Origin of the sequence: Burkholderia stagnalis, assembly GCF_902830275.1 — a bacterium.
Classification (GTDB): domain Bacteria; phylum Pseudomonadota; class Gammaproteobacteria; order Burkholderiales; family Burkholderiaceae; genus Burkholderia; species Burkholderia stagnalis.
Map to the genome: position 1 here is coordinate 18,617 of NZ_CADESW010000018.1, position 21,275 is coordinate 39,891.

Annotated in this window: 21 protein-coding genes and 1 pseudogene; 11 read left to right on the forward strand and 11 right to left on the reverse strand. The window is 67.4% G+C overall.

Going from position 1 to position 21,275, the window contains the following annotated elements; genetic code table 11:
- Positions 1 to 203: 203 nt before the first annotated feature.
- From HWY45_RS26435 to HWY45_RS26480, 10 genes and pseudogenes are all read right to left on the reverse strand, one after another.
- Entirely contained in the window at positions 204 to 1,973 is a 1,770-nt protein-coding gene (locus HWY45_RS26435) for a histidine kinase (RefSeq protein WP_059806352.1), read from the reverse strand.
- A gap of 82 nt (positions 1,974 to 2,055) precedes the next feature.
- Positions 2,056 to 3,465 carry a response regulator c-di-GMP phosphodiesterase, NosR family gene (gene nosR / locus HWY45_RS26440; RefSeq protein ID WP_059883288.1) on the reverse strand — a complete coding sequence of 470 codons (1,410 nt, stop codon included), beginning with the start codon at positions 3,463 to 3,465 and terminating at the stop codon, positions 2,056 to 2,058.
- Positions 3,466 to 3,643: 178 nt separating this feature from the next.
- Positions 3,644 to 4,096: pseudogene (locus HWY45_RS26445) on the reverse strand (N-acetyltransferase family protein); the annotation flags it as partial.
- Between the two features lie 104 nt (positions 4,097 to 4,200).
- Positions 4,201 to 5,355: a branched-chain amino acid ABC transporter substrate-binding protein gene (locus HWY45_RS26450; protein WP_059564872.1), complete on the reverse strand. Its 1,155-nt coding sequence runs from the start codon at positions 5,353 to 5,355 to the stop codon at positions 4,201 to 4,203.
- Between the two features lie 290 nt (positions 5,356 to 5,645).
- On the reverse strand, positions 5,646 to 6,029 hold the full coding sequence (locus HWY45_RS26455; RefSeq protein ID WP_059883290.1) for a cupin domain-containing protein: 384 nt from the start codon (positions 6,027 to 6,029) through the stop codon (positions 5,646 to 5,648).
- A 25-nt stretch (positions 6,030 to 6,054) separates the two neighbouring features.
- Positions 6,055 to 6,606 carry a PaaI family thioesterase gene (locus HWY45_RS26460; protein WP_059883293.1) on the reverse strand — a complete coding sequence of 184 codons (552 nt, stop codon included), beginning with the start codon at positions 6,604 to 6,606 and terminating at the stop codon, positions 6,055 to 6,057.
- Positions 6,603 to 7,769, reverse strand: coding sequence for a radical SAM family protein (locus HWY45_RS26465; RefSeq protein ID WP_059883295.1), 1,167 nt, complete (start codon positions 7,767 to 7,769; stop codon positions 6,603 to 6,605). Before HWY45_RS26465 ends, HWY45_RS26460 begins: the two co-directional genes overlap by 4 nt.
- A complete protein-coding gene (locus HWY45_RS26470) occupies positions 7,766 to 8,527 on the reverse strand; it encodes a Phenylacetic acid catabolic protein (RefSeq protein ID WP_230942583.1) in 762 nt (253 codons plus the stop codon). The genes HWY45_RS26465 and HWY45_RS26470 overlap by 4 nt, the downstream gene beginning before the upstream one ends.
- Before the next feature lie 56 nt (positions 8,528 to 8,583).
- On the reverse strand, positions 8,584 to 9,420 hold the full coding sequence (locus HWY45_RS26475) for a thioesterase II family protein (RefSeq protein ID WP_230946953.1): 837 nt from the start codon (positions 9,418 to 9,420) through the stop codon (positions 8,584 to 8,586).
- Between the two features lie 33 nt (positions 9,421 to 9,453).
- Positions 9,454 to 10,080, reverse strand: coding sequence for a hypothetical protein (locus tag HWY45_RS26480; RefSeq protein WP_059883301.1), 627 nt, complete (start codon positions 10,078 to 10,080; stop codon positions 9,454 to 9,456).
- A gap of 519 nt (positions 10,081 to 10,599) precedes the next feature.
- Here HWY45_RS26480 and HWY45_RS26485 point away from each other — a divergent pair.
- The 11 genes from HWY45_RS26485 to HWY45_RS26535 all read left to right on the forward strand — a co-directional run bounded on the left by HWY45_RS26485 (position 10,600) and on the right by HWY45_RS26535 (position 19,846).
- The gene (locus tag HWY45_RS26485; RefSeq protein ID WP_059806373.1) at positions 10,600 to 11,025 is read left to right on the forward strand and encodes a DUF4902 domain-containing protein; all 426 of its coding nucleotides are present in this window, start codon (positions 10,600 to 10,602) and stop codon (positions 11,023 to 11,025) included.
- Between the two features lie 64 nt (positions 11,026 to 11,089).
- A complete protein-coding gene (locus HWY45_RS26490) occupies positions 11,090 to 11,695 on the forward strand; it encodes an acyl-homoserine-lactone synthase (protein WP_059564880.1) in 606 nt (201 codons plus the stop codon).
- Positions 11,696 to 11,771: 76 nt separating this feature from the next.
- A complete protein-coding gene (locus HWY45_RS26495; RefSeq protein ID WP_059883303.1) occupies positions 11,772 to 12,632 on the forward strand; it encodes an alpha/beta fold hydrolase in 861 nt (286 codons plus the stop codon).
- Complete coding sequence (locus HWY45_RS26500) at positions 12,629 to 14,152, forward strand: amino acid adenylation domain-containing protein (RefSeq protein ID WP_059883305.1); 1,524 nt, start codon at positions 12,629 to 12,631, stop codon at positions 14,150 to 14,152. Before HWY45_RS26495 ends, HWY45_RS26500 begins: the two co-directional genes overlap by 4 nt.
- A complete protein-coding gene (locus tag HWY45_RS26505) occupies positions 14,145 to 14,390 on the forward strand; it encodes an acyl carrier protein (RefSeq protein ID WP_017335653.1) in 246 nt (81 codons plus the stop codon). The genes HWY45_RS26500 and HWY45_RS26505 overlap by 8 nt, the downstream gene beginning before the upstream one ends.
- 76 nt (positions 14,391 to 14,466) lie before the next feature.
- Complete coding sequence (locus HWY45_RS26510; protein ID WP_059564883.1) at positions 14,467 to 15,393, forward strand: chlorinating enzyme; 927 nt, start codon at positions 14,467 to 14,469, stop codon at positions 15,391 to 15,393.
- Between the two features lie 81 nt (positions 15,394 to 15,474).
- A complete protein-coding gene (locus HWY45_RS26515; protein WP_059883307.1) occupies positions 15,475 to 15,741 on the forward strand; it encodes a phosphopantetheine-binding protein in 267 nt (88 codons plus the stop codon).
- A 49-nt stretch (positions 15,742 to 15,790) separates the two neighbouring features.
- A complete protein-coding gene (locus tag HWY45_RS26520) occupies positions 15,791 to 16,612 on the forward strand; it encodes a hypothetical protein (RefSeq protein WP_059883411.1) in 822 nt (273 codons plus the stop codon).
- Positions 16,612 to 17,661 (forward strand): succinylglutamate desuccinylase/aspartoacylase domain-containing protein, encoded by a 1,050-nt coding sequence (locus tag HWY45_RS26525; protein WP_059883309.1) that lies wholly within the window; start codon positions 16,612 to 16,614, stop codon positions 17,659 to 17,661. Before HWY45_RS26520 ends, HWY45_RS26525 begins: the two co-directional genes overlap by 1 nt.
- A gap of 24 nt (positions 17,662 to 17,685) precedes the next feature.
- Positions 17,686 to 18,507: a hypothetical protein gene (locus HWY45_RS26530; RefSeq protein ID WP_059883311.1), complete on the forward strand. Its 822-nt coding sequence runs from the start codon at positions 17,686 to 17,688 to the stop codon at positions 18,505 to 18,507.
- A gap of 136 nt (positions 18,508 to 18,643) precedes the next feature.
- Positions 18,644 to 19,846 carry an aminotransferase-like domain-containing protein gene (locus tag HWY45_RS26535; protein ID WP_059883313.1) on the forward strand — a complete coding sequence of 401 codons (1,203 nt, stop codon included), beginning with the start codon at positions 18,644 to 18,646 and terminating at the stop codon, positions 19,844 to 19,846.
- Positions 19,847 to 19,882: 36 nt separating this feature from the next.
- Here the strand turns inward: HWY45_RS26535 and HWY45_RS26540 are convergent, their stop codons facing one another.
- Positions 19,883 to 21,127 (reverse strand): cation:proton antiporter, encoded by a 1,245-nt coding sequence (locus HWY45_RS26540; protein WP_059883316.1) that lies wholly within the window; start codon positions 21,125 to 21,127, stop codon positions 19,883 to 19,885.
- Positions 21,128 to 21,275 lie beyond the last annotated feature (148 nt).

A 21,275-nucleotide genomic window follows, 5' to 3' on the forward strand; every position in this document is an offset into this window, starting at 1 on the left:
GGTAGAAGGCGAGCATGCGAGCCTGCCATAAGGGCTGGAATACCGGCCCTTATTTTCGGCCGCTGCCGGCCTAGCCTTTTCCGGCGACAATCCGCGTCGCGGGCCTGTAAGCCCTTGCCGCGCCCCGGGATACCGGGGCGCGCTCGGCGGATCCACGCGGGCTAGACCGTTAGTTGCGATCGAAAGCGGTACTACCGACGCATTCACGCCTCATCCCGCAACGCCTCCACCCCCACCTCATCCCTCACCCGCCGCACCGGCAACCGAACCGAAAACGTCGACCCCCACCCCGGTTCACTCGTCACCTCGATCACTCCGCGATGACGCTCGACGATGCCGTGCGACACCGACAGCCCGAGCCCGGTCCCCTGCCCGACCGGCTTGGTCGTGAAGAACGGATCGAAGATCCGGCGCACGACGTCGGGCGACATGCCCTTTCCCGTATCGCTGATCGCGATCGTCACGTGGTCGCCATCACTCGTCGTGCGAATCGTGATGACCCCTCGCCCGGAAATCGCCTGCGCCGCATTGACGAGCAGGTTCATGAACACCTGGTTCAACTGCGAAGGCAAGCACTCGACCTGCGGCACGTCCCCATACTCGCGCACGATATCGGCCTTGTACTTGAGTTCGTTGTGAACCACGTTCAGCGTGCTCTCGAGCCCCGCGTGAATATCGACGACACTCCACTCGTCGCTGCCCGGCCGCGAGAAATCGCGCAGGTCCTGCACGATGCGCCGCACCCGCATCGTCCCGTCGATCGATTCCTCGATCAGCGTTGCGATCTCGTCGCGGATGTAATCGATATCCGCCGCGCGCCCCGCGGCCGCCAGCGCGTCGCGCGTATCGGCATCGAGCCTCGCCATCGCGGCCTCGTGCGCGGCGACCACGTCGAGCAGGCCGCGCACCCAGGTCTTCAGCGTATTGAGGTTCGCACTGACGAAGCCGATCGGATTGTTGATCTCGTGTGCGACGCCGGCCGCGAGCTGGCCGATCGACGCCAGCTTTTCCGACTGCAGCAGCTGCACGTGGGTTTCCTCGAGCGCATGCAGCAGGCGCCGCTGCTCGTCCTTCTCCTGTTCGAGGCGCGCCTGCGCCGCCTTGCGTTCCTCGATCTCGCGCGCCATGTGCGCGCGGGTGCGCTGCAGCAGCTCGGTCGTCAGCTCGTAGCGGCGCAGCGCGTGCTTGAGCTCCGCCGTGCGCCGCTGCACCAGGTCGTCGAGCATGTCGGCGATGCCGCTCAGGAACATCGTGCGCGCGTCGAAGCGCGACAGCATCAGCGTCACGACCAGGATCGCCAGCGTGAACAGCGCGACCGTCGTCGCCAGCCACGGCGCATCGATGCCTTTCGCGGCGCCGCAGCGCGCGTCCGGCGCGAAGTGCGCGGCCGCCATCGCCGTGTAGTGCATGCCGCTGATCGCGACGCCCATCAGCGTGGCCGCGCCCGCGCGTCGCGCGCTCGCGAACCCCGTGTTCCGCGTGCGCAGCGTCTGGGCGAGCCACAGCGCGACGGTCGACGCCAGCACCGCAATGCCGATCGACGCGGCAAACAGCGCGGCATCGTAGCGAATGCCCGGCTGCATGTGCATCGCGGCCATACCCATGTAATGCATGCCGGCGATCCCGCCGCCCATCAGCACGCCGCCGGCAAGCAGCCGGAGCCGCGGCAGCGTCGCGCGCGTCACCACGCTCAGCGCGAAGTACGACACGAGCACGGCGATCGCCAGCGAGATCCCCGTGTCGACGAGGTCGTAGCCGAGCGGAATCGGCAGTGAAAACGCCAGCATCCCGACGAAGTGCATCGACCAGATGCCGGTGCCCATCGCGGCCGCGCCGCCGCCCAGCCATGCGCGCTTGAGCCTCGGCTTGTCGAGCAGCGAAATGAACCTGGCCAGATCGAGCGCCGTATACGAAGCCAGCGTCGCGATCGCGAGCGACAGCAGGACGAGCGACAGTTGGTAAGTGCCGTGCATGGTCGCACCCGGTCAGGTGAAAGTGCGGTTGTGCCAAGCCGCGCGGCCAGTCGCGCGTCGCGGCGACCGTGCCGCGCCGCCGTTAACCGGCCACGTCGCCCGCCGGCGGCGCGGGCTTCGGCGCGCTCGCGGCAAGCACCAGGATGTCGAACGGCGTGCCCTCCCGCGCTTCGAAGCGGCGCACGAGGTCGATCTGATGCGCCGAGATCACGCTGCCCTTCGTCATCAGCAGCACGCCGCGATGCGTGCGCAGATCGTCCGCGAGCTGCATCCCTTCGCGCAGCTGGCCGGATTTCACTTCCGACACGGACGACGCGATGCCCAGTGTCGCGGGCTCCCGCATCAGCGTCACGAAGCGTTCGACGATCTGCGGGTCGTAGCGCACGCCGGCCTGCGACGTGATGGCGTCGAGCGCCTGCTCGACCGAATGCGGCGGGCCGATCTCGCCGAGGCGCAGCGCCTCGAAATCGCGCGCGACCGCGACGATCCGCGCGCCGAGCGGAATATCGATGCCCACGAGGCCGTTCGGCGTGCCTCGCCCGTTGAACCGTTCGTACTGGTGCAGCACGATCAACGCGACCTGATGAAGCTGCGCGACCGGCGTCAGCACCATCTGCCCGCGCAGCGGATGCTGCAGGAACAGCCGCAGCTCGTCCGTCGTCATGCGGGTCAGCGGCTTGTGCAGCAATTCATCGGGCAGCGACAGCTTGCCGATCCCGTGCAGCAGCCCGGCGTAGTAGACGTCCTGCGCATGAAGACTCGACATGTCGGACGCGAGCGCGAGATGCCGCGCGATTTCGCCGATGCGCATCGACTGCCCGCTGGCGGCCCCGCAACGCATCTCGATCATGCTCGCGCACACCTGCACCATCGCCGTGAAATTGCTTTTCAGGTCGCGCTGCGCCGCCTCGAGGAACATCACGGTCTGCCCCAGTTCCTCGGTGCGCGCACGCACCTGGGTTTCGAGTTCCGCGTTGAACTGGCGCAGCGTTTCGTTCTGCGCCTGCGTGAGCGCCGCGAGCCGCGCGGCCTCGTGCCGCAGGCGCCGCTGCTCGAGCGCCTGCTCGATCGTCAGCAGCAGGTCGTGGTCGTCCCACGGCTTGTTCAGGTAGCGATAGATGCCGCCCTCGTTGATCGCCTGCACCACCGAGTCGATTTCCGAATAGCCGGTCAGCAGGATGCGCATCGTGTCGGGATACAGCTCTCGCGTGCGGGCGAGGAACGCCGCGCCGCTCATGTGCGGCATGCGCATGTCCGACACGATCAGGTCGACTTCGGTCGACGCCAGGATCTCGAGCGCCGCCTCGCCGCCGTCGGCGGTCAGCACCTCGTAGCGCGCGGGCCTCAGCAGCCGCCTGAGCGCCGACAGCACGGCAGGCTCGTCGTCGACGAGCAGGATCACGGGCGCGGCGGGCACGCCGTCGGCCGGCTGCGTCGCGTCGGCTGTTGCATCGGGGGTGAGACTGCTGCCGCTGGTTTCCGGCGTCGTCATGATGGCCCTCGTATTGGTTTTTCACGCCTTGTCTGCAACATCGGCTTGCGGCGGCTTTCCTGCATAAGGGAAAACACGGATACGCGCATGAACCAACCTACGAGGACTTTTGAAGTATTTCAAACCATTCGCGTGCACGTCGACGCTGTTGGTCGTCGGCTACCCCTTTGCGCAGCCCGCCTGGCGCGTTCCCCCCCCCCTCGCCGCCCGACTCCAGCAACAGATATTCTCCGTCGTCCGCGCAGCCGGCGCCGACCTCGACGAAGCGGCACGCGCGATAGAACGCCAGCGCCGCTTCGTTCGCGCGCAGGCACTTGAGCCGGTAGCGCGTTGCCGGCCAGCCCGGCAACGCATGCAGCAGCGCGCGGCCGATGCCGCGCCGCAGCTGCGGCGTGTCCACATACAGGTGATGGATGAAATGGTCCGGCTCCCACACCGCGACAAAGCCGACGAGTCGTGCGGCTTCATCCTCGGCCACGCGCAGCCGTTCGCCTTGCGTCTGCGTGTCGAAGTCCGTCAGCGCGAACGCGTCGTCCGGCTGCCAGACAAAGGTCGCGCGTCTCGAACGCAGGAACAGTTCGCGCAAGGCCGGCGCATCCGCGGCCACGGCGTCACGGACGATGATCGTCATGGGGATCGATTCTGTCGCGGCGACCATATCGGCCGCCCGTCAAACGACGGCGAGCCGAGCGCGATTCGCCGCGCCACGCACAGCGAATCGCGCGGCTCACGCCATTACATCTTCACTTCGTCGATGAACGTCTTCTTGCCTTCCTTGTAGCCGTACAGCGAAATGACGCCGTGCTTCAGGTCGCCCTTCGCGTCGAACGACGTCGTGCCGATCACGCCCGAGTAGTTCGTCGCCGGGATCGCGGCCAGGATCTTCGCCGGATCGGTCGAGTTCGCGCGCTTCATCGCGTCGACGACGATGTACACCGCGTCATACGCGAACGGCGCATCGAACTTGATGCCCTGGTTGAAGCGCTTCTGGTACTTCGCGACGAACGCGGTGCCGCCCGGCATCTTCTCGAGCGCCGCACCGGCCTGCGAGCAGATCACGTTGACGGACGCATCGCCCGCGAGGCTCGACAGTTGCTCCGTGCACACGCCGTCGCCCGAGAAGATCTTCGCGCGCAGGCCGAGCTGCTTCGCCTGCTTCGCGAACGGGCCGCCGGTGGCGTCCATGCCGCCGTACATGATCGCGTCCGGGTTCTCGCCCTTGATCTTGGTCAAAATCGCGCGGAAGTCGACGGCCTTGTCGTTGGTCGCATCGTGCGACGTGACCTTCAGGCCGAGCGCCTTCGCCTTCTTCTCGAACTCGTTCGCGAGGCCCTGGCCGTACGCGGTCGAATCGTCGACCACCGCAACGGTCTTGATGCCCTTCGACTGCGCATAGGACGCGAGTGCCGGGCCCTGCTGCGCATCGGTCGCGACGACGCGGAACGTCGTCTTGAAGCCCTGTTGCGTATAGACGGGGTTGGTCGCCGACGGCGAGATCTGCACGATGCCCGCATCGCTGTAGATCTTCGAGGCCGGGATCGACGTGCCCGAGTTCAGGTGGCCGATCACCGCGACGACCTTGTTGTCGACGAGCTTCTGCGCGACCTGCGTGGCCTGGCGCGGGTCGGCTGCATCGTCCTGGCCGTCGAGCACCAGCGTGACCTTCTGGCCGCCGATCGTCAGGCCCTTCGCGTTGATCTCCTCCACGGCGAGACGCGCACCGTTCTCGTTGTCCTTGCCGAGGTGGGCGATACCGCCCGTCAGCGGCTCGACGCTGCCAATCCTGACAGTCTGATCGGACATCGCATCAGTCGCGGCGACGGCCGAAAGAATCGTCGCGGCACCAATCAGCACATGCTTGCGCAGCATGGGTGCATTCTTTTGCTTCATCAGAGGTTCCCTAATCAAGTGGGAGACGGTTTGATTGTCGTCTCGATGATTGCCGATTCACGCCGAATATAGTTTTAGGAACGGCGCCGGCATAATCACAAATCTCACGCGGCCGGGACTGATGTCAAGTGAACAAATTTAATTGACGCTCTATTGTCACGAATGCTTGCGCGGCAGCACGCGCCGTGCAATCGCGCATAGGCCGGCAATGGTGTCCTCCATGATTAAAAATCGACATAATTGCCGGCAAAATACCGATATCGATCGCTAATTCTTCAATTCGCGCGCCGTCACGCCAATTGATCCGCAATCGACTTCGTGCGCGGTGATTCGACGTCGCCCGTATGCCTGGTCGTCACCGTCTCGATCAGCACGATCCAGCATTCGTCGTCGGCGCGCGGGCTGTGCAGCGTATTCCTCGGCACCACGTGCATGCTGCCTTCCGGCAACTCGACGACGCGCCCGCCTTCGTACTGCATGTGCAGATGCCCGCGCACCACGTAGAACAGTTCGTCTTCGCCGTCGTGCTTGTGCCAGACCAGTTCGCCCTTGATCTTCGCGACCTTGACGTACTGGTCGTTGACCTGCGCGACGATCTTGGGCGACCACCAGTCATCCACCGCATCGAACGCAGTGGGCAGATGGAACGACTCAGGAAACGCGGTCTCGCTCATGCGGATTCTCCATTGCGGCGGCGCTTCACGCGGCCTCCGGCACGGACGGCACCGACGGCTCGGCCACGACCTTGTCCAGCCAGTTGCTGCGGCCGTCGCCGCCCGAATCGCGCGCGGCGAGCGTGGCCGCGCCGACCACGCCCGTCGCGAGCACGCTGCAGCGGCCGCGGCCTTCCGTCAGCCGGGCCTCGACGAACACGACGCCCGACGAGCGCCGCACCGCCACGCATTCGACCACCGGCCGGGCCGCCTTCACCGGCTTCATGAACTGGATCGACAACTGCACGGTGCCGCAGGTGCGGCCCCGCAAGTGCAGCACGCCCGTCACCGACATCGCGCAATCGATCAGGCCCGCGATGATCGCGCCGTTGAGCGCGTCCGTGCCGAGCCCGCCCGCATGCGCCTGCGTGCGCTGCACGAGCGCGAGCCGCACGATCCGCCGGTGCGACAGGTCGAGCGACGCGCCGAGATGCGCGAGAATCGGCATCGCGCCGAGGCAGGCCTCCCAGCGAATGCGGTCTGCCTCGTCGCCCGGCAGGTCGAGCGCGTCGGACGCCCAGGCCGGGATGGCCGTCATGCGCGCACCTCTTCCACCTGCGGCTCGTCGGCCACCGGCAGCACGCCGGCCTCCGGCGCGCGGGCGCCGATCGTCTGCCGGTAAGGCGACCAGATGAACTGCTTCCAGTAGCTTTCCGCGACGCCGACCCACGTGCGCAGCGCGTCGAGGCTGTCGAGCGACTTGTCGAGGCTCACCATCAGCCAGCTGTATACCGCCTGGCTGTCGCGGCAATCGTTGCAGTGCCCGGACGTGCAGCACAGCTCGACGGTCTGCAGGTCCGGCTTCCACGTGTTGAACATCGGCAATGCCGCGTTGCCGTTGGTCAGCCGTTCGGCGTTGCCCGGATGATCCTGGCTCACGCTCGGGCACACGTCGTAGCCGAACTCGCCGCACCACGCGCGCCCGGTGACGATCGCCTCGATATGCGCCGGGTGGTTCAGCACAGTGTCGGGGTACGCCTGCGCGACGCGCAGCATCTCGGCCAGCAGCCGCCGCTGGTTTTCCATCCGCAGCGGGTGCCCGGTGTCGTACTTGCTGTAGAAGTTGAACGTGACGACGTTGCCGTTGTCGCGGATGCGCCGCACCGTCGGCTCGATATACGAGAGCCCGTCCTCGGTGGCCGCGAACACGAAGGTCGCGCGCGGGTCGTTCCGGTAGTTGTCGAGCGCGGTGTCGAACAGCCCTTCGAAGCGCCCGCCGCCCGGCCGGATCGCGCGCAGCTCGTCGTCGAGCGGGCCGCCGCCGAACAGCGAGATGAACACGGTCACGTTCTCGAACGGCGCCACGTTCGGCAGCGGCTTCAGCCCGTTCGTCGAGATCGACACGTAGCGCATCCCGTCGACGAACGCCTCGATCCGGTCGCGGAACAGCGTCGGCTCCCCGCCGATCAACAGCGCGCAGTTCACGCGCCGCTTGCGCTCGGCCGCGATGAATGCGCGCCACGCATCGATCGACTTGGCCTCCTGCGCGTGCTTGTCATGGCCGAACTCGAAGAACCAGCAGCCTTTGCAGCGGATATTGCAGGCATTGGTCAGGTGGTACTCGGACGCGCGCACGAGCGACGAGAAGCGCCGCACTTCGTTGAAGCGCTGCGCCAGCGCCGGATCCAGCGCGAGCAGGTCGGGCAGCCGTTCGGCGATGAGCGCCTTGCGGCGGGTCTTGATTTCGCGGGTCTCGATCATGATTGCTCCGCGGCAAGCACAGCCATTTCCGGCACGACGAGCCCGAGCGCGCTCAGCTTCGGCAGGATCTTGCGCACGAAGTGACGGCGCAGTTCGCCGTTGGTCGTCTTGCGCAGCCCCCACTTCACGTACAGCGCCGAGCGCTTCGACTCGTCGCGGCCGAACAGGCCGAGAATGTGCGGCCACAGGCGGTCCAGCGCCTGCTGCGCGTCCTGCCGGCCGGCGTCCGTGCCGCACGCGTCGCGGATGATGCGGAACCCGTGCGCGACGTGCACGTGCTCGTCCTTGATGATCTGCTTCACGAAGATCTCGCTGAACGGCTCGTAGCTCGACTCCTGGAACTCGAGCAGGTGCTCGAGCACGACCGCTTCGCCGAGAAACGAAAAGATGCCGCGCTCCATCCAGTTGCGCACGCCGCGCACCAGTTCGTTCGCGTAGTACGGGCGCTGCTGGAAATGCTGCGCGAGCATGCCGCTCGTATCGACGTCGAGGCCGGCCAGCACTTCCGCGCTGAGCTCGTAATGCTGCACCTCCTCGGCCGCGCGCTCGCAGCAGACGAACTTCTCGTATGCGTTCGGCGCGAGGTTGTAGAACACCTGCGTGTAGTCGTCCGCGCCGGTCAGCTCGCCTTCGGTATGGACCATCATCAGGTGCGTCGCGAGCGACCGGTATTCCTCCGGCATGTTGCGGAAGTCTTCAGGCGTCCTGACCTGGTTCTTGTGGAGCAAGGGGGACTGCGCTGCTTGTGAGGTTTCCACGGGTGATCTCCTTCGTTGTAGTTCGTTGTGTTTCGTCGCGGGTCGACGGGAATGATTTACTGGCCGATGGGCGCAGCCGCGCGATCCGCCGCTGCCCCCGCAACGGCCGGCAGCGCATCGAGCACGCCGCTCAGGTGCGCCAGCACGTCGGGCCGGTGGGTGTCGATGAAGAAATGCTCGCCGTCGAACAGGCGCACGTTCAACGGCAATTCCGAATACCGCTGCCATTCGCCAAGGTCCGGCGTCCACACCAGCGCGTCGTGGCGGGCGCTCAGCACGTGAATCGGCACCGGCAGCGCGCGAATCTCGGTGCGCCACGTCTCGCGGCTTTCGAGGTCCGCGCGGATCGTCGGCAGGAACATGTCGATGAACGCCTGCGCGTCGAGCATCCCCGCGGGCAATCCCTGGAGCAGGTCGAGCTCCTGCACGAGCTCGTCGCGCGGCAGGTCGTGCAGGCGGCGGTGCCGCCGCGACGGCAGGTGCGGCGCCGCGCAGCCGGAGGCGAAGAGCGCGAGCGGAGGGCGCCCCGCATCGACGAGCCGCTTCGCCAGCTCGAGCGCCAGCACCCCGCCCATGCTGTGGCCGAACAGCACGATGTCGGCGTCGGCGCAGTCGAGCAGGCCGACCATCGTGTCGTCGGCGAGCGCGCGCATCGTGCGCAGCGGCGGCTCGCGGAAGCGCGCGCCGCGCCCCGGCAGCTCGACCGCGCACACCTCGACGTCGCGCGGCAGGCGTTCGTGCCAGCCGCGGAACACCGCGGCGCTGCCGCCCGCGTAGGCGCAGCAGATCATCCGCAGGCGCGGTGCCGGCACCGGCGCGAAGATCTTCAACTGCGCGGAGGACTGCGCCCTCGACGGCGCCTTCGTGGCCATCCCGGCTGAACTCGAATTCATCGGTGGGGAAATCTCGCTGGCTTGACGGTCGGATCAGTACGGCGCGTCGGCGTGCCGGCGCGTGTCCCACACCGCTTCCATGCGTGCGGTGATCGCCGGCATCTGGTCGGGGGTCACCCGGTAGCGGACGGTGCGCAGCGGCGCGCGCAGGATCGGCAGCTCGAACAGCCCTTCGCCTTGCGGCGCGATGCCGAGGTGCGCCTTCACGCGGTTCGCGCCGACGTTGTCGGCCGGGGATTCGAAGCGGATCGCGTCGAGCGAGAAACGCTCGAAGAACGCGGCCATCGCCTTCACGTACGACACCACGCCGATGCCGAGCCGGCGATGCGCGGGTTGCCAGATATGCGCATGCATGACGCCGCTCGCGTAGCGCCCCGGCGGCCCGCCGGCGCGCTGCTCGAGGTGCGTGAGTTCGTGCACGCCGACGGTCTGCCCGTGCAGCGTGATGCTGAAGATCGCGTTCTGCGGCGTGCCCGCGCGCGCTTCGCGCTCGAGATTCAGCGCGAGCATGTCGCGCATCTGCCGGCGGCCCGGCAGCCGGGCCGGATCGACGCCCATCGCCGCCAGGTGGCTGTCGCCGCCGTCGTACCAGTACGCGATGAATCCGTCGATGTCAGCGTGACTGAAATCCCGTATGCCGATATCCGCTATCTCGATCACGCCTCTCTCCGCTCCGTCGCCGCATTGTTTCCGGCGATGGAAAAATCAGGCGCTTCGTGCATCGCGCCGAATTCGAGCCGGTTAATGTTTTATCGGATGCCATGATGCAGATAATCATTCCGGATGCGAAGCTGCAATTTCTTGCAGGTTGAATTTGTTTGCGTGTCAGGCAATATCTCCCCGGAATACTGTCCAATTCGGCCATCGAAGACGGTTTGACCGGCATCGTGTCACGGCGACATGATCCGCGCTTCCGTGGCCCCTTTTGCCATCCGGTCCGATCCGTCCGGTTGGCCGCGCGGCAGCCGGCTCATCCGCCCGGCATCACACCGCGCATCGCACCGCCCACGGCCACGTGCCGTCGCGCGATTCGATTCGTTCCGCATCGACGTCATCCCGGTTCCGGTCCGCCATCGCGCGGCTGCCCGGACAGCCATCCGCCCATGTTTGAAAGTAACGGTCGTCATGCGCGCGTCGTAACCGCATGCTGCCCGGGCCACACAAACAAGGAGGTTGATCTTGGATCTGAAATCGGACGCCAGCGCGACGCCGGCCCGCCTCGGCGCGTCTGCGCCTCACGACGGATACGTTCGCCTGTCCGTCAGCCAGCTCGCGGCCGTCAACCCCGGCCTGCTCTACGCCGGCTGCGACGCGCAGGTGCTCAACGACGCGTGGGACCACGGCATGCCCGCGTGCCACGCAGGCTATTGCGAATGGATCGATACCGACTGGCGCCCGCCGATCACGTTCGGCTGGTGCTGGCTCGCCGATCGCCACCACGTGTATCGGATGCTGCCGAACAGCGTGACGGCCAACGTGATGATCGTGTGCGCGAAAGGGTATGACCTCGGCCCCGAACACACGATGCGGCTTCTCGAAGAGTGGATTATCACGTTGCCGTGGAGCGCCAGTATCCATGCATATGTTCCATTAACAGACCTGTAATAAGTTGCAGTTTCGACGCGTCCTCCATTTCGCATTAAATGCGTAGGTCTATTGGAGCTCGCACATGCAAAAGACCACTATCGGAAATGCGTCGCAGTTATCCGTTTCAAGCCTCGCCGCGCTCGCATCGTACCGACACGCAATCTTTATCGAAAAGCTCGGCTGGCAATTGCCGGTGGTCGATAATCAGGAGTTCGATCAGTTCGATCGGCCGGACACCGTCTACGTTTTCGGCCGCGACGACGACGACGCGATCTGCTCGTGCGCGCGCCTGCTGCCGACGACGCAGCCCTACCTGCTGAGCGAGGTCTTTCCGTCGCTGATGGGCGCCGCGCCGATCCCGAACGCACCCGATATTTGGGAACTCTCCCGGTTTTCGTCCTACATCCTCGGCGCCGATTCCGCGGCGCTGGAACGCGCGCACGGCAACACGCGCACGCTGCTGGCCGATATCGTCCGCTTCGCGGTGGAGCGCGGCGTCCGCCGCCTGATCACGGTGTCGCCGCTCGGCGTCGAACGCCTGCTGAAGCGCCTGAAGGTGCACGCGCACCGCGCCGCGCCGCCGCAGTTCATCGACGGCAAGCCCGTGTTCGCGTGCTGGATCGAAATCGATGAAATCACCTGCGCCGCGCTCGACGTCGAGCAGCCGTGCGGCCCGACGCCGAGCTGATCGCGCACGCATCGCGGCACATCGCGGCGCAGGTTGCGTTTGCGCCCTCTCCCCCCACACGATCCGGGCCATTCACATGCACAGAGAGATCATTCCCGGCTTTGACGGTCGGCCGCTGAATGTCTTCCATTCCGGGTTCTCGCCCGAGCGGCGCAACCTGATGCTGGTGCTGCCGTTCGGCGTGCGCCATGCAATGGCCGCACGCCTGTGCGAGGCGCTCGCGCCGCATGTCAATCTCGTCACGTGGGAATCCCGCTTCGTGCTCGACCTGCAGGACGATGCGCGCGAAGACGATTTCGACGTCGACTACCACGTGCGCGATCTCGTGCAGGTCGCCGCGCACGCGAATGCGCGCGCCGGCCATGCGGGCGCGACCGACGTGATCGGCTATTGCTCGGGCGCGGGCATCAGCCTGCTGGCCGCCGCGCGCCATCCGGGCACCGTGCGCCGGCTCGCGCTGGTGTCCGGCGAGTTCATGCTGAAGCCGTCGGTATGCCGGCCGAGCAGCTTCCAGCGCGAAGTCGACGTGCTGCTGCCCGCCGCCGCCGCAAGCAAGGATATGGCGAGCGTGCTGTTCGACAAGATTTCGTCGGGGCGCAGCGCACCGCAATCCGAGTTCCACGACTTCATTTCCGTGCCGTTCTCGAGCGCGGCCCATCTGCATCGCTACGGGCTGAATTACGTCGCGTACCGGCAGGTCGACTTCCTGAACGAGGCGCGCGCGGTCACGCAGCCCACGCTCGTGATCGCAACGCGCAGCGACCGCCAGGTCACGCCGGACAGCGCGCACATCATCCTGTCGCACCTGACGGACGCGACGGGCGTGCACGAATTCGACGGCGACCATTACGAACTGTGCCGCGCGCATCCGGACATGACGCACGCGCTGCTGCAGTTCTTCCGGACAGAGTCCGCCCGATCGGGAGTTTCGTCATGACCCTGATGACCATCGATGGCCGTTTCGCCGAACAGGTGCGCCGCACGCCCGAACATGTGGCGCTGGCGGGCGCGGGCGCGTCGCTCACCTATCGCGAGCTCGACCGCTGCGCGAACCGGCTGGCCGCGCGGCTCGCCGGCGCAGGCGTCGCGCCGCGCGCCGCGGTGCTGCTGAGCCTGCCGCGCAGCGTCGACGCCGTGATCGCGATGCTCGCCGTCGTGAAGCTCGGCGCAACCTTCGTGCCGATCGATCCGCACTACCCCGACGCGATCAAACGCACGTACGCGGACGACAGCGGCGCGCGGCATGCGCTCGTCGCGGCCGGCGACGCGTCGCTGCGCGATACGGGTCTGGAAATCGTCGAGGTCGCCGATCTCGCGGCGGATCGCGCCGACGACGCAGCGCCCCCGCCCGCCTCGCACGACGGCGACACGCCTGCCTACATCATGTTCACGTCGGGCAGCACCGGCAAGCCGAAGGGCGTCGTGGTGCCGCATCGCGGCGTCGTGCGGCTCGTCGATCGCCCGAACTACATCACGATCCGCGAGGACGACGCGTTCCTGCTGCTGTCGCCGATCACCTTCGACGCGTCGACGTTCGAGATCTGGGGCGCACTGCTGAACGGCGCGCGGCTCGTCGTGTATGAGGACGCGATCTTCGATCCGAACGCCGTGGCGGCGCTGATCCGCGAACGTCATGTCACCGTGCTGTGGCTGACGGCCGCGCTGTTCCACCTCGTCGTGCGCCGCAACCTCGGCATGCTCGACGGCGTGCGCGTGCTGCTCGCGGGCGGCGACGTGCTGAAGCCGGAGGCGGTCAACACGGTGCTCGACGCGTTCGACGGCATCACGGTGGTGAACGGCTACGGCCCGACCGAGAACACCACGTTCACCTGCTGCCACGCGATGACGCGCGCGAACCGGCCGGCCGGCTCGGTGCCGATCGGCGTCGCGATCACCGGTACGTCGATCCATATCCTCGACGGCGCCGCCGACGATCCGACGCCCGTCGCGGATGGGCAGGAGGGCGAACTGTATGCGGGCGGCGACGGCGTCGCGCTCGGCTACCTGAACCGGCCCGACGCGACGCGCGCGGCGTTCGTGCCCGATCCGTCCGGGCGCGGCCTGCTCTATCGCACCGGCGACGTCGTGCGCCGCCGCCCGGACGGCGCGCTCGAATTCGTCGGCCGGCGCGACCGGCTGACGAAGATCCGCGGCTACCGCGTCAGCCTCGACGAAGTGCAGCTGCTCGTGTCGCGCATCCCGTGCGTCGACGAGTGCATCGTGCAGGTTCGCGAGGATGCGAACGGCGACAAGCTCCTCACGGCCACGGTGCAGGCGCGCGAGCCGCGCGACGACCTGCCCGCCTTCATTCGCGGCGAACTGCGCAAGCTCGCGCCGCCTTTCATGATCCCCGACACCATCGCCGTCTGCGCGCAGCTGCCGCTGAACGCGAACGGCAAGGTCGACCGGAATCGACTCGCAGGCCCAACTTTGACACGTGGAGAACGTCATGACTGAAAAGATCGCCATCCCCGACACGATCGCGTCGACTTGCCGGGACACGCTCGGCTTCGCCGACCTCGCGCCCGACGAGGATTTCTTCGACCGCGGCGCGAGCTCGCTGACGATCGTGGAGCTGCAGATCCAGGTGGAGACGAAGCTGCAGATCCGGGTGCCGACCAGCAAGCTGATGGCGGCGCCGTCGATCGGCGGCTGGACCGGCATCTACGAGGCAGCGGCCGCCGAGCTCGTCTGAGCGCGCGGGCATTCACCGAACGCCGCTCCGTCCCTTCGGAGCGGACCATCTTGTCGATTCGACCAGGAGTATTTCGATGCAGAACTTTCGACTGACGCCCGAGCAGATCGCGACCTTCCGCGCCCAGGGCTATATCGGCCCGTTCACGCTCTATTCGCCGGAAGAGGCGCGCGAGCGCTACAAGGCGATCCGCGCGCAGCTGTTCGACCGCGAGTTCGCGGTGTACGACCTGCCGCCGACGAGCCCGATCGCCAACTACGACCGCCATCTCGACGTGAACCTGCTGAGCGAGCACATCGGCCGCCCGGAGATCGTCCAGCGGGTGAACTCGATCCTCGGGCCCGACGTGATCTGCTGGCGCTCGGAGATGTTCCCGAAGTATCCGGGCGACGAAGGCACCGACTGGCACCAGGCGGACACGTTCGCGCATGCGTCCGGCCAGCCGCAGATCATCTGGCCCGGCGACCAGCGCTTCGGCGGCGCGATCACGGTATGGACGGCGCTGACCGACGCCACCGAGGAGAACGGCTGCCTGCGCTTCGTGCCCGGCACGCATGAGGAGATGTTCTACGACGAGTCGAAGAAGATGGCGTTCGACCCGACCAACATCAACGCGCTCGAGAAGGACGGCATCAAGCGCGGCTTCTTCGGCTACGACTACCGCAGCCTGCAGAAGGACGCGAACTGGAAGCCCGACGAGAGCAAGGCCGTGTCGCTCGTGATGAAGCCCGGCGAGTTCGTGATCTTCTGGTCGACGCTGATGCACTCGTCGTTCCCGAACTCGACGACCGACAAGACCCGCCTCGGCTATGCGAGCCGCTACGTGCCGGCCGCCGTGCAGGTCTACCCGGGCACCGATACGGTCGACGAATACGGCAGCAAGATCTCGCTCGAGAAGTTCGGCGTCGTGCTCGTGTCCGGCGAGGACAAATACGGGCACAACCGTCGCGTCGAGCAGAACGCGCGCGGCTTCAGCTTCGCGCAGCAGCCGTCGTTTGCCTGACCCTGACCGTCCGCACCCGCGGCCCCTGCAATCGGCGAACGGCGCTGCTGCGCCGTTCGCCATTCGAGCGATCCGAACATCATGAACCCTCCCCTCGAGATACCTCATGTGCAGCGCATCGACCACGTCGTCGCGTCCGTCGTGGCCGCCGTGCTCGGCCGGGACGACGTCGGGCCCGACGACGATTTCTTCGTGCTCGGCGGCTCGTCGATTTCGGCGGCGCTGGTCAGCACGCAGCTGGAAGCGCGGCTCGGACACGAAGTGCCGCTGCGCCTGCTGTTCGACAACCCGTGTCTCCGGATCTTCAGCGAAAAGCTCGCCGAATCGATGAACGTCGCCGCGCAGTAAGGCCGTGCGGCGGGTCCGGCATTGCCATGCCATGCAGGAGGAAATCGCCTTGAACAAGCACTATCGCGCCGAAATCTACGATTTCGACAAGCAGGTCGAACGCGCCGATCTCACGCTTGCCGACGCCACGCTGCTGATTCGCGATCGCCAGGCGGCCGCCGTTCTGGTCGATCTCGTCGAACCGCGCGACCTCGACACATGGTGGAACGACGACGCGTTTCCGCCGATCACGCAGCACCAGAGCTTTGCGGGCGCCGGCAAATCCGGGCTGGCGATCGGGCCGACGCAGCGGCTCGTGAACGAGCAGCTGATTCCCGGCCTGATCGATTACTTCTCGTATGCGGGCCGCGCGAACGCGGCGCTGCGCCGTACCGAGTTCGTCAGGCTGTGCGCGCGGGAGCTCGGCGCGGGCGCCGTTCAGGTAGGCGCATGGGGCGAGCTGCCGCTCGTGTCGAAGCGCGAATACCAGCCGGTCGAGAACGGGCTGTACAGCGTGCCGCCGCACTGCGATGCGATCCACTTCGGCCGCGAGCCGCACAACTGGCCGATCAAGGAAGGCTACGACGAGGGCTACGACCAGATCTCGATCTTCCTGTCGGTGAAGGACGCGGAAAACAGCGCGGGCCTCGTGATGTGGGACTACCGGCCCGCGACACGCGTGGAGCTGGACGAGCTGATGAGCGAATTCACCCGCACCCGCCGCATCGAGCGGCTCGAGCAGGTGCGCAGCGTCACCATCAAGGGGCGGCCCGGGCAGCTGAACATCCTCAACACGCGCGTGATGCATGCGGTCGAGCAATGCAGGACGGTGCGCCGGACGCTCGGCTCGTTCCTCGTGTGGCACGACGGCCAATGGCGGATGTTTCACTGATGACGACCCCCGTTGCCCCCCACGGCGCCGACCCGGCGCGCAGCCGGCTCGACGCCGAACTCGCCGCGTTCGAACGCTTCGCTGCGTCGAGCGCGATCGGCGGCGCGCGCGTCGAACGCGTCGAGCGCTTCGGCTTCGTCGTGCATCCGCGCGGCGCGCGGCCGGCCGCCGGGCAGCCGATCGACCTGCTGTTCATCGCGCTCACGCACGGCAACGAATACGCGGGCCTGCCGGTGCTCAACGCGCTGTGCCGCTACTTCGCGGCCGGCGTGCTCGCGCCGGCCGCGTCGATCGGCTTCCTGCTCGGCAATGTCGACGCCGCGCGGCAAGGCACGCGCTTCGTCGAGCGCGACCTGAACCGCACGTTCGGCCGCAGCCAGCGCGATACGCTCGACGACCGGCGCGCGCGCGACATGGAGCCCGTGATGGCGCGCGCCCGCTACAGCCTCGACCTGCACCAGACGATCGAGCCGTCCGAAGCGCCGTTCTTCGTCTTCAACTACATGGCGTCGAGCCTGCAGCTCGCCCACGTGATCGCGTCGGACACGCCCGTCGTCACGCACTGGGGCCGGCCGTTCTCGGCCGCGGCGGCGGGCGGCTGCACGTCAGACGAGTTCATCCAGCAGGCCGGCGGCGTCGCGCTGAGCATCGAGCTCGGGCAGAAGGGCTTCGGCCTCTACCAGATCGCCGCGGGCGTGCGCGTGTGCCTGGAGACCATCGCCGCGATCGACGGCGTGCTGCGCGGCGCGCCGCTGCCGCCGGTGCACGCGTGCGCGAACCCGATCTACACGTGGGCGCACATCGTGCCCTACCCCGACGGCGACGTGAGGCTCGACGCGGGCCTGCGGAATTTCCAGCCGATCCGGGCCGGCGAGCGCCTCGGCGTGCACGACGGCGCGCCGATCGTGGCCGGCTCGGGCGGCCTGCTGCTGTTTCCGAAGTATCGACGTTCCGACGCGGAGCCGAAGCCGGGCGAGCTCTACCGCCTGTTGCGGCAGCCGGCGCTGTCGGAGCTCGGCAAAGGCGACTGCCTTGTGCCGCAACCCTGATTTCCCCGAATTCGTGGAGGCATCATGCAGGATACCTACTCAGCTCATGTGATGCGCTTCGGCGCGGCTCCGCGCGGCGAGCGCCTGACGCTCGCCGCGGCGATCGGCGCGCTCGAAGCGGACGATGCCGACGCGATCGTCATGGATATCGTGCCCGAAGGCGAACGCGAAGCGTGGTGGGACGATGCGGGCTTCTCGAGCTCGCCGTTCACGAAGAACGCGCATCACGCCGGCATCGTCGCGACGTCGGTGACGCTCGGGCAGCTGCAGCGCGAACAGGGCGAGAAGCTCGTGTCGAAGGCGGCGGAATATTTCGGCGTCGCGTGCCGGGTCAACGAAGGGCTGCGGCAGACGCGCTTCGTGCGCCTGTTCGTCGACGCGCTCGACGCGAAGCCGCTGACGATCGGCCATGACTACGAGGTCGAGTTCCTGCTCGCGACGCGGCGCGTGTACGAGCCGTTCGAGGCGCCGTTCAACTTCGCGCCGCACTGCGACGACGTGAGCTACGGGCGCGACACCGTGAACTGGCCGCTCAAGCGCTCGTATTCGCGGCAGCTCGGCGGCTTCCTGACGATCCAGGGCGCCGCGAACGACGCGGGCATGGTGATGTGGGACAACCGGCCCGACTCGCGCGACGCGCTCGACCGGATGCATGCCGAGTATCGCGAGACCGGCGCGATCGCCGAGCTGGAACAGGCCCGCAAGATCCTGCTGAAGCCGCAGCCCGGCCAGCTCACGCTGTTCCAGAGCAAGAACCTGCATGCGATCGAGCGCTGCACGTCGACCCGGCGCACCATGGGCCTGTTCCTGATCCATCAGGAGGACGGCTGGCGCCTGTTCGATTGAACGACCGCGCGCGCGCACGGCGCGCGACGCTTTCGGCCATTTTTTCGGTCGGCAGGCACCACGAGCCTGCCGGCCTTTTTCGCATCCGGCGGCCCGTCGTGCGCCGGCTTCAACCATCACAGTCACAGGCAATCACATGAACGATATCGTGCTCGCCATGCGCGCGCGTGGCATCAAGTCTTCCGCAGTGCGCGAATTGCTGGAATACAGCAAGATGCCCGGCGTGATCTCGCTGGCCGGCGGCATTCCCGCGTCCGACCTGTTCGACATGGAGGGAATCGACGAAGCGCTGGCAGCGATCCTGCGCGACGAACATCGGGACCTGTTCCAGTACGGCCTCACCGAGGGCGAAGTGAACCTGCGCGAGCAGATCGCCCGGTGGGCCGGCACGCTCGGCATCCCGGCGCCGGCCGAATCGATGCTGATCACGTCCGGGTCGCAGCAAGGGCTCGACCTCGTCGCGCGCGTGCTGTTCGACCAGGGCGACCGCGTGCTCGTCGAACGGCCGGCCTACGTGGCGGCGCTGCAGGTGTTCCAGTTCGTCGGCGCGCAGGTCGACGGCATTCGCGGCGGCCCCGACGGGCTCGATCTCGACCAGGTCGAGCGCGAACTGCGGCGCGGCGGCGTCAAGGCGATCTACATCAACCCGAACTTCGCGAACCCGACCGGCTACACGATCCCGCTCGCGCAGCGCATCGCGCTCGTCGAGCTGTCGCTGCGCCACGGGTGCGCGATCATCGAAGACGATCCTTACGGACAACTGCGCTTCAGCGGCGAACCGATCCCGAGCCTGCTCGAAATCGCGTCGGCGCAGCCGGGCGGCAATCGCACCGTCTGCTACCTGTCGACGTTTTCGAAAGTGTTCTCGCCGGGCGTGCGCGTGGGCTGGATCGTGCTGCCGCCGGCGCTGCGGCCGCCGACCGCCGTCGCCAAGCAGGCGTTCGACCTGCACACGTCGACGCTCACGCAGAACATCGTCGCGCGCTATCTCGCGTCCGGCCGCCTCGCCGGCCGGCTCGACGTGCTGCGCGCCGCGTATCGCAAGCGCCGCGATGCGCTGACGCACGCGCTGCGCGATGCGTTCGGCGACGACCTGCAGTTCAACGAGCCGGACGGCGGCATGTTCCTGTGGTGCCGCTTCGCCCGGCAGGTGCCGGCCGAGCGCGTGCTCGAGGCGGCGATTCGCGAGAAGGTGGTGTTCGTGCCAGGCAAGGCGTTCTATGCGAGCGATCCGGAACCGGACACGCTGCGCGTGTCGTATTCGATGCTCAGCGACGAGAATGCCGGCGAAGCGGCGCGGCGGTTGAAGCGCGCGTGGGATGCGATCGCGGGGAACTGACCTGACGCAACGCCGGCCGCTTCCGGCCGGCGCCGCCTATTTGCTCGCGACCGAGATCGCCGGCGTCGCGCGCGACTGCACGCGCAGCGTGAACCGCACCAGCGGCGCGGTCAGCGCCGTCGTCACGAGCGCGAACACGACGAGAATCGTATAGACGCGCGTCGGCAGGATCTGCATCTGCAGCCCGATCGACAGCACGATCAGTTCCATCAGCCCGCGCGTATTCATCAGCGAGCCGACGAGCATCGCATCGTGCGGCGCGAGGCCGGTCGCGCGCGCGCCGAGATAGCTGCCGCCGAACTTGCCGATGAAGCCGCCGGCGAGGAACACGCCGAACCACAGCCAGCCGGTCGCATCGTCGATCGAGCCGAGCGACGCGTGCAGCCCCGCGTACGCGAAGAACACCGGCATCAGCACGAGCCGCACGAAGCCCTCGACGTTGTCGTGCCACTCCTTCGCGAGCCCCGGCACGTTGCGCACGAACAGCGCCGCGGCGAGCGCGCCGAACGCGCTGTGGAACCCGATCAGCGACGTCGCCAGCGCCGACGCGATCACGAAGCAGAACAGCACGGCCAGCCGGTCGCGCGCGGCGTGGGCCGATCGCGCCAGCCGCGCGAGCAGCGGGCGGATCACGAAACGCGCGAGCAGCGCGGTAGCGGCGAGGTAGAGAAGCAGGCTGCCGAGCATGCGCACGAACGCCCAGCCCGGCCCGCTCGACAGCGACGCGATCGTCGCGAGCAGCAGCCAGCCGAGCGCGTCGGTCAGCATCGCGGCCGACATCGCGTGCCGCGCCCCGGCCATCGCGCCGAGGCGCAGATCGTCGACGATGCGCGCCATCACGGGCACCGCCGACACCGACAGCGCGACCCCGCAGAACAGCACGTACGCGAGCGTCGGCGCTTCGCTCGCGAGCGTGTTCTTCGACACGATCGCGACGATCATGCCGAGCGCGCCCGGCAGGCACAGGCCGAACGCCGCGACCGCGACGGGCGTGCGCCACCGCTTGTCGCGAAACGTCGCGCCGAACTCCAGGTGCAGGCCGACCTGGAACATCAGCAGCACGAGCCCCACTTCGCCCACCTGCCCCATCCCGGCCGGCGCGCGCGGGCCGAACAGCATGTCGTAGAACCCAGGCGCGATCGCACCGAACAGCGACGGCCCGAGCAGCAGGCCGGCCGCGATTTCGCCGACCACCGCGCACTGGCCGAGCCGCTCCGCGACCCTGCCGCAGACGTTGCATAGCGCGATGACGAGCACGAGTTGCAGCAACCAGATAGTCATGAAATGCCTCGGAAAAGTCGGACCGGTTCGTGGGGGCAGCCGTCGCGGCACGCGCTCGCCCACCGGATGTCGTCACCGATCCTATCGCCCGGCCACAGGCGGCGATACTGGAAGGACCTACAGGCAAAAATCACTGGAAAAACGCAGC